At 69.9% G+C, this 7,648-nt stretch carries 6 protein-coding genes and 1 tRNA gene; 3 read left to right on the top strand and 4 right to left on the bottom strand.

Annotated features, from left to right (window positions below):
• Window positions 1-5: 5 nt before the first annotated feature.
• From ACZ6SD_RS29355 to ACZ6SD_RS29370, 4 genes are all read right to left on the bottom strand, one after another.
• Window positions 6-986, bottom strand: coding sequence for a ribose-phosphate diphosphokinase (locus ACZ6SD_RS29355; RefSeq protein ID WP_091450809.1), 981 nt, complete (start codon window positions 984-986; stop codon window positions 6-8).
• A complete protein-coding gene (gene glmU / locus ACZ6SD_RS29360) occupies window positions 983-2,491 on the bottom strand; it encodes a bifunctional UDP-N-acetylglucosamine diphosphorylase/glucosamine-1-phosphate N-acetyltransferase GlmU (RefSeq protein ID WP_465320257.1) in 1,509 nt (502 codons plus the stop codon). The genes ACZ6SD_RS29355 and glmU overlap by 4 nt, the downstream gene beginning before the upstream one ends.
• 85 nt (window positions 2,492-2,576) lie before the next feature.
• Window positions 2,577-4,328: a GGDEF domain-containing protein gene (locus ACZ6SD_RS29365; RefSeq protein WP_465320258.1), complete on the bottom strand. Its 1,752-nt coding sequence runs from the start codon at window positions 4,326-4,328 to the stop codon at window positions 2,577-2,579.
• A gap of 52 nt (window positions 4,329-4,380) precedes the next feature.
• Window positions 4,381-4,451 (bottom strand) — tRNA-Gln (locus ACZ6SD_RS29370).
• A gap of 318 nt (window positions 4,452-4,769) precedes the next feature.
• On the opposite strand from ACZ6SD_RS29370, the gene ACZ6SD_RS29375 reads away from it, so the two are divergent.
• From ACZ6SD_RS29375 to ACZ6SD_RS29385, 3 genes are all read left to right on the top strand, one after another.
• Window positions 4,770-5,717 carry an acyl-CoA desaturase gene (locus ACZ6SD_RS29375; RefSeq protein ID WP_465320259.1) on the top strand — a complete coding sequence of 316 codons (948 nt, stop codon included), beginning with the start codon at window positions 4,770-4,772 and terminating at the stop codon, window positions 5,715-5,717.
• A 98-nt stretch (window positions 5,718-5,815) separates the two neighbouring features.
• Window positions 5,816-6,427, top strand: a complete 612-nt coding sequence (locus ACZ6SD_RS29380; RefSeq protein ID WP_465320262.1) for a TetR family transcriptional regulator — start codon at window positions 5,816-5,818, stop codon at window positions 6,425-6,427.
• 64 nt (window positions 6,428-6,491) lie between these two features.
• Window positions 6,492-7,472, top strand: coding sequence for a hypothetical protein (locus tag ACZ6SD_RS29385; protein ID WP_465320260.1), 981 nt, complete (start codon window positions 6,492-6,494; stop codon window positions 7,470-7,472).
• The last annotated feature ends 176 nt before the right edge of the window (window positions 7,473-7,648 follow it).

The raw sequence follows: 7,648 nt of genomic DNA on the forward strand, positions 1-7,648 counted from the left end.
CTCGGTCAGGCGTCGCCGTCGAACAGCGAGGTGACCGAGCCGTCCTCGAAGACCTGCTGGATCGCGCGGGCCAGCAGCGGCGCGATGGAGAGCACCGTCATGCCGGGGAACCGCTTCTCGTCGGGGATCGGGAGCGTGTTGGTGAACACGACCTCCTTGGCCCCGCACGCCGAGAGCCGGTCCTTGGCCGGGCCGGACAGCACGCCGTGGGTCGCGGCCATGACCACGTCCGCGGCGCCCTCGTCCAGCAGCTGGTGGATGGCCTTGGCGATGGTGCCGCCGGTGTCGACCATGTCGTCGATGACCACGCACAGCCTGCCCTCGACCTCGCCGACGACCCGGTTGGCGACGACCTCGTTGGGCCGCAGCGGGTCGCGGGTCTTGTGGATGAACGCGATCGGCACGCCGCCGAGGTCGTCGGCCCACTTCTCGGCCAGCTTGGTGCGGCCGGCGTCGGGGGAGACCACGGTGATGTTCGAGGCCGGGTAGTTGTCCTTGATGTACTTCGCCAGCAGGCTCTGGGCGAACAGGTGGTCGACCGGGCCGTCGAAGAAGCCCTGGATCTGCGCGGTGTGCAGGTCGACGGTCATGATCCGGTCGGCGCCAGCGGTCTTGAACAGGTCGGCGATCAGGCGCGCGGAGATCGGCTCGCGGCCCTTGTGCTTCTTGTCCTGCCGCGCGTACGGGTAGAACGGCATGATCACCGTGATCCGCTTGGCGCTGGCCCGCTTGAGCGCGTCGACCATGAGCAGCTGCTCCATGATCCACTGGTTGATCGGCGCGCACGCGCTCTGCATGACGAACGCGTCGCAGCCGCGCACCGACTCCTCGAACCGGACGAAGATCTCGCCGTTGGCGAAGTCGTAGGCCGACTGCGGGGTGATGCCGACGTTGAGGTGCTTGGACACCTCCTCGGCCAGCTCGGGGTGGGCGCGGCCGGAGAACAGCATCAGGCTCTTCTTGGGGGTGCCGGACTTGGTGGTCATGAACGTCCCTCGCTGGTTGACTCCGCGCTGTCGGCCTCGGCTGCCTGCCGGGCCCGCGCCTGCTCGGCCGCCTTGGCCGCGGGTGTCCCCGGGCGTCGGCGCGCCACCCAGTTCTCGATGTTGCGCTGCGGTCCCCCCGAGACCGCGAGCGCGCCGGGTGGCACGTTTCGCCGGATCACCGTGCCCGCGCCGCTGTAGGCGCCGTCACCCACGGTGACCGGCGCCACGAACATGTTGTCCGATCCGGTGCGCACGTGCGACCCGACGTAGGTGTGGTGCTTGTCGACGCCGTCGTAGTTGACGAACACGCTCGCCGCGCCGATGTTGCTGTGCTCGCCGATGGTCGCGTCGCCCACATAGGACAGATGCGGGACCTTGGAGCCTGCGCCGATGTCGGCGTTCTTGGTCTCCACGAAGGTGCCGATCTTGCCCTGGTCGCCCAGTTTCGTGCCCGGCCGAAGGTACGCGAACGGGCCGACGCTGGCGCCATCGCCGATCCACGCCTCCGACCCGTGCGTGCGCACGACGGACGCGCCCGCGCCCACGGTGACGTCGGTCAGGGTGGTGTCCGGGCCGATCCGCGCGCCCTCGCCCGTCGCGGTCCGCCCGCGCAGCTGGGTGTTGGGCTCGATGTGCGTGTCGCGGGCCAGCACGACGTCGGCCTCGATCCAGGTGGTGGCCGGGTCGAGCACGGTCACGCCCGCGCGCATCCAGTTCTCGACCACCCGCCGGTTCAGCTCCGCGCCGAGACGGGCGAGCTGCACCCGGTCGTTGACGCCCTCGACCAGCCACGGGTCGGCGCAGACCCGCGCGCCGACGCGGCGGCCGTCGCTCGCGGCGATGCTCAGCACGTCGGTCAGGTACAGCTCGCCCTGGGCGTTGTCGGTGGACAGCCGCGACAGCCCGTCGAGCAGGACCGCGGCGTCGAAGGCGTAGACCCCGGAGTTGATCTCGGTGATGGCCCGCTGCGCCTCGCTGGCGTCCTTGTGCTCCACGATCGCGCTCACGGTCCCGCTCTCCGAGCGCACGATCCGGCCGTAGCCGGTGGGATCTGCGACGTGTGCGGTCAGGACGGTCACCGCGTTGCCGTTCTCCGCGTGGTCGTCCAGCAGCGCGGCCAGCGTGGCGGTGTCGAGCAGCGGCACGTCCCCATAGGTCACCAGGACAGTGCCGGTGAGCGCGCCCAGCCCGGCCAGGCCACAGGAGACGGCGTGGCCGGTGCCGTCCTGGGTCTCCTGCACCGCGACGGCGATCTCGCGGCCGAGCGCGGCCCCGACCTTCGCCAGGTGCGCGGCGACCGCGTCGCGGCCGTGGCCGACGACCACCACGAGGTGGTCGGGCTTGAGCCCGTCCGCGGCGCGCACGGCGTGTTCCACCAGCGGCCTGCCCGCCACCGGGTGCAGCACCTTGGGGGTGGCCGACCGCATCCTGGTGCCCTCTCCCGCGGCCAGGACGACCGTGGTGACCTGGCCCAGGCGCGCCCGGTCCGGGGTGGTTGCGGACATCGCACTCCCTAGCGTTGACGTAACACTGAGAAGGCGCGGGTCGCTCCGGCAGGTAAACGGTGTCGACTCCGGCCGGGAGTCGATCCTACGTGGTCTCCGGCAGCACCCACGCCGGGTCGCCCGCGCGGGCGAGCGGCTCCTGGCCGGGGTCGGCCTGCCCGGCGCCTGCGCCGTCGGCCGCGGAGATCGCCACGATCCCGTTGCCGCCCCGGCGCTTCGCCTGGTACATCGCGGCGTCGGCGCGGGCCAGCGCGCGCACGGCGGTCTCCTGCGGGCGCAGCGACACCACCCCGATCGACAACGTCACACCGTGGGACAAGTCATGCGGCAGGGTCGCCACGGCGGTCACCGCGCGCTGCAGCGCGGCCTCGGCGTGCGACAGCGGCGCGCCGGGCAGCAGCACGATGAACTCGTCGCCGCCGTAGCGGGCGACCATGTCGCTGCCGCGCAGCGCGTCGCGCAGGGTGCTCGCCACGACCCGCAGCACGTCGTCGCCCTCGGCGTGCGACATGCGGTCGTTGACGCCCTTGAACCCGTCGAGGTCGACCAGGGCGATGGCCAGCGGGTGGTTCGCCGGTGAGCCCGCCAGCGCCTCCAGCCGCTCGTCGAGCGCGCGGCGATTGGGCAGGCCGGTCAGCGGGTCCTGCAATGCCTGCCGCGCGATCGCGCCGTGCATCCGGGACAGCCGCTCGTGCTCGCGGCGGGTGTTGAGCGTGGCGATCCGCGACTCGCGCATGTCCCACAGCTGCGCTTCGAGCTCGGTCGCGTAGTGCTCCAGGGCGCTGGTGGTGCGCTCGCCGCCCTCGGGGCCCGACAGCCGGGCGAACTCGCGGATCAGGCACAGCCGCAGGGTCGGCTCGGCCGCCTCGTGGTACATCCGCGACCGGGCGTCGCCGAGCACGGCGACCGCCTCCTCCTCGCGGCCCTCGTGCTCAAGGCAGCGGGCCAGGGCGATCGCGACGATCACCAGCTCGCGCGGGTAGCGCAGCGACTCGCGCAACCGGCACAGCCGATCGATGTGGATCTCCGAGGGCTGCGCCAGCGCCAGCGCGGACCCGATGACCGGGTTCTGGTCGGCCGCGGCGGAGTTCGGGTCGCGCGGGAACAGCGACTCCCGGAACGGCGCCTCGACGGCCACCGCGATCGCCGCCGCGGTGGCGAACCGCTCCGCGGCGCGCTCGTCCTCGCCGATGCGCTCCAGCCGCAGGCCCCAGCCGACCAGCAGGCGGGCGCGGTTGATCAGGTGCACCGAGATCAGGTGCGGGCCAGCGCTGGCCCGGATGCACTTGTGCGCCCGGGTCATCACCTGGTCGGCGACCTCGTACACGCCGAGCTGGGTGAGCACGGTGCCGATGTCCAGCAGCGTCGAGGCCATGATCATGTCCCAGGTGCGCCCGCCGAGCATGACGTCCGGGGTGATGTCCTCGTCCAGCATGGCCAGCGCCACCGCGGCCTCGGTCAGCGCGGCGTCCTCCGCGCCCGCGAGCAGCAGGCGGCGCCCGCGCAGGGCGTGCGCGTCGGCCTGCAGCACGATCAGGCCGTGCCTGCGGGTGTGCGCGAGCAGCTCGTCCAGCAGCGGCTCGGCGGAGTCGGCGAGCTCGTTGTTGACCACCCGGACCGCGACCGCCGAGCGCAGCAGCTGGGCGACCATCCTCGGCTCGCCGCGGTGCTGGGCCTCGGCGAGCAGCCGGTCGACCTCGTCGGTGTGCCGGGCCCGGTCGGCTATCGGGCTGGTCTGGATGATGGCGAGCAGTTCGCGCGCGCGGCCGACCAGCCAGGCGTCGGAGCGTTCCTCCAACGCGGGCAGCTCGCCTTCGTCACGCTGCTCGTCGTCCACGTGCGCCGCTGTACCCCTTTGTGTTCGAGGCCGACCGGATGGCTGTCCGGTGCTCCGCCGCCAGGATTCGAACCTGAACCATTGGAACCAAAATCCAAGGTGCTGCCTTTACACCACGGCGGATCGAGGAGCGGTGTTTCGCTCTCGGTGGGGAACATCGTGGCACGACAGCGGTCAGGGGGGCAGCAGTACCCGGACGATTGGTGTGCGCTCGCGTCCGATCGGGTGTAAGCGGCGTCACAGGTATCGCGACAGTGTTACCCAGCGGGTGCGGATGGGTGCGGTGCGTTCTTTGCCTGATCAACTGTCGGTCCGGCGAATGGCGCCCGGGCAGGGCGGGAAGCCCACTGGCGGGGCGCCGGGGTCAGTCCTTACGCTGTCGTAAGTTACGGCGCCGTAGGCGAGCCTGCCCTAAGGCGCGGGTGTGGAAAGAGGTACGACATGACGACGACCCTCGACGCGAAGGCGGGCGGGACGCCCAAGGGCGGCAAGCCGCTGCTGGAGGGCAGGCGCAACCTGGCCACCCAGATCGCGGTCTACATCTTCATCCTCGTCCCGTTCGCGGCGCTGATCGCCGCGGTGCCCTTCGCCTGGGGGTGGGGGCTGGGCTGGGTCGACGTCGGGCTCGCGGTGTTCTTCTTCTACCTGTCCGGTCTCGGCGTCACCGTCGGCTACCACCGGCTGTTCACGCACGGCTCGTTCAAGGCCAAGCGGCCACTGAAAATCGCCCTCGCGGTGATGGGCAGCATGGCCGTGCAGAGCCCGCCGGTCACCTGGGTCGCCGACCACCGCCGCCACCACGCCTTCTCCGACCGCGAGGGCGACCCGCACTCCCCGTGGCTGTTCGGCACCTCGCCGCTGGCGCTGGCCAAGGGCTTCTGGCACGCGCACATGGGCTGGATCTTCGACCACGACGTGACCAACAAGCAGCGCTTCGCCCCCGACCTGCTCGCCGACCGCGACATCGTGCGGGTGAACAAGCTTTTCGCCGTGTTCACCGGACTGACCCTGATCCTGCCCGCCGTCCTGGGTGGACTGATCACCTGGTCGTGGTGGGGCGCGTTCACCGCGTTCTTCTGGGCTGGCCTGGTCCGCGTCGCCATCCTGCACCACGTGACCTGGTCGACGAACTCGATCTGCCACATGATCGGCGAGCGCCCGTTCACCAGCCGCGACAAGGCGGCGAACTTCTGGCCGCTGGCCATCCTCAGCTTCGGCGAGTCCTGGCACAACCTGCACCACGCCGACCCCACCTGCGCCCGCCACGGCGTCAAACGCGGCCAGATCGACACCTCGGCGCGGCTGATCTGGATCTTCGAGAAGCTCGGCTGGGCCACCGACGTCCGCTGGCCCACCGAAGCGCGCCTGGCCAAACTCGCCGCCGAGTGAAAAGCCCCGGCCACTGCCCCTAGGGTGGTTCGGTGGCGGGAAGACGACGCGGACGCGTCCCAGACGACTCCGAGGCGGCGCCGGTGGCGCGCGTGCGGATGACGGGCAAGGAGCGCCGACAGCAACTGCTGGACGTCGCCCGCGCGTTGTTCGCCGAGAAGGGCTTCGACGGCACCTCCATCGAGGAGATCGCGCACCGGGCCAACGTGAGCAAACCGGTCGTCTACGAGCACTTCGGCGGTAAGGAAGGCATCTACGCGGTCGTTGTGGACCGTGAGATGCAGGCGTTGCTGACGGGCATGACCCGCGCCCTGTCCGAAGACGCGCACCCGCGACTGCTGTTGGAGCGCGCGGCCGGGGCGCTGCTGGACTACATCGAGGGGTCCACGGACGGATTCCGGATTCTGGTTCGGGACTCCCCGGTCGCCACGGCGACGGGGACGTTTTCCAGCCTGCTCAACGACATCGCCAGCCAGGTCGAGCACATTCTGGGCGTGCAGTTCGCCAAGCGCGGGTACGAGCCGAAGCTGGCGGCGTTGTACAGCCAGGCGTTGGTGGGGATGGTGGCGCTGACCGGGCAGTGGTGGCTGGAGGTGCGCAAACCGAAGAAGAACGAGGTGGCGGCGCACCTGGTGAACCTGGCCTGGAACGGGCTGTCTGCCATGGAGGGCAAGCCTTCGCTGCGGGAACGGCCGCAGCGGTCGCACTAGGCCGGAGTAGCCCGAATAGAGCAGCATGGCGCTCGGCCACTTGGGGTAGTTGATCACTGACCACGTGATCATCAACCCCAGGGAGGTAGCCGAGGTGCGTGTTCTCCGGTGGAAAGCGCTCGTCGTCGCGGCGGGAGCGTTCGCATTGGCAGTGGGTGTCGCGCCAGGCACGGCGACAGCGAAGTCCGAAGAGGACTCGTTGGAGGCTGTTTACAAGCGAGTCCCCGGCAAGGGGATTGGGGCGATTAGTGTTTCCAGCCACTGCACGGGACCGAAGGACTCGGCGGCGGAGGCGCTGACGTCGGTGAGCTACGAGACCGCGGACGGCGACCCGATGCAGGTGTTGCCCGTAAACCTCAACGCCGGACTGAATCCACCGCGGTTCCGTCCCGCCGAAAGTGGCTTCGCTAACGACAAACAAGGCAACTTCGGTTTCGCGCGACTTCCCGAGTCCGCGCCGCCGGGCCCGATCAAGGTGCGACTGGTCTGCTTCAACGCCAGCGGGATCCACACGATCACCAAACTGGTCACCCCGGAGGACATCACACTTCCGAAGCCGGGACGCCCCAGCAACCAGGTGCCCCCGAAGGGCGACCCGCCCCCCACGGCGCCCTTCACGATCAAGAACGCGCGGACGGGACAGTGTGCGGAGGCGAGGCCCGGTCAGACGGTCGCTCTCGTCGCCTGCGACGCCAAGGTTCCGGCCCAGCAGTGGCGCGGTTATGAGGGGACCCTGTTGCAGAACCTTGCCACCAAGCAGTGCCTGCGGTTCCCGCCGGTTGGGCGCGATTTCGCTGTGACGGCTGATGGAATGTGCAGGTCTTACACCTCCAGGCAGTGGAATCGGCTGCCTGATCCCGGGAAAAAGGAAGGCATGATCAGCACGAACTACTACCTTCCGCCTGAGACCAACGAGTGGGGCACTCAGTTGAACCCGCATGCCGTGGGCTCGAACTTTGTCTGCCTGTACGCGGCGAACAATGCGCTTCGGGCGGCGCCGTGCTGGGACAAGCCCAATCAGGACTGGACTATCGCGAAGGTGTGACTTCGGCTCGCCTGCCGGGCCCGTTGCGGGTCCGGCAGGCTGCGCTGTCCTGCTCGCTGGGTTTCGTTGCGGCTGGGTAGCGGGGGTCTGCTCGATGGGGTGGAGTGGTTTCTTCGGGGCCCCTACGAAGGAAGATCGCCGTGTGAAAGACGGGTGGGATGCCTTCGGCCTCACAC

Source organism: Actinokineospora sp. NPDC051303, assembly GCF_055586285.1.